The following is an 837-nucleotide window of genomic DNA, read 5'->3' on the forward strand; positions in this document are numbered from 1 at the left end:
GAGCAACGGTGAGGCACTGACCAGCCGAACCCAGCGAACGGCGGTGCAGCCGTTGCAGGTGTGGTTCCGCTGGATGGTGCAGCAGCACCTGTTGCTGGCTAATCCCGCCGCAGACCTGGAGCTACCGAGGCAGGAGAAGCGCCTGCCGCGCACGATACTCACCGTGGAGCAGGTGGAGGACGTGCTGAACCAGTGCGACCTGACCACGGCGCAGGGCATCCGTGACCGGGCGTTGCTGGAACTGCTGTGGTCAACGGGTATCCGGCGTGGTGAGGTGGCAGTACTGGACATACACAGCGCGGACTTCGGGCGGCAGATACTGACCATCGTCCAGGGTAAATGGAAGCAGGATCGTGTTATCCCGGTCGGTGAACGGGCGCTGTGGTGGCTGGAGCGATATATGCTGGATGTTCGTCCGCAGATACTGGTCAACCCGGACTGTAAGGCGTTGTTCGTGGCAATGGACGGTCTGGCGGGCCTGACCGTGGCAGGTATCACGCGGGCGGTGGTGCAGTACCTGAGAGCATGCGGCATCGACAAAGGAAGCTGCCACCTGTTCCGTCACGCTATGGCCACGCAGATGCTGGAGAACGGCGCAGACCTGCGCTGGATACAGGCGATGCTGGGGCATCGCAGCGTGGAAAGTACGCAAATCTACACGCATGTGAGCATCCGGGCGTTGCAGGCGGTGCATGCCAGTACTCATCCGGCAGAGCAGCGGGCGGCAGCGGAGCCGGACGGGACAGATGCGCCAGCAGCCAGCCCGCAGGGTTAGCGGGTGGCGTCTGTCAGCCCGCAAGGAAGGTGGTTCGGCAGAGCGCGCCTTCCCTGGCGCGA

Annotated in this window: 1 protein-coding gene; it reads left to right on the forward strand. The window is 63.9% G+C overall.

What is annotated here, in order from left to right:
- Positions 1-775: site-specific tyrosine recombinase XerC (gene xerC / locus JJB97_RS18190; protein WP_238715489.1), on the forward strand; the 775-nt coding region annotated here is incomplete at its 5' end.
- Between the last annotated feature and the right edge of the window lie 62 nt (positions 776-837).

The organism is Tenebrionibacter intestinalis, from assembly GCF_016632365.1.
Lineage (GTDB): Bacteria > Pseudomonadota > Gammaproteobacteria > Enterobacterales > Enterobacteriaceae > Tenebrionibacter > Tenebrionibacter intestinalis.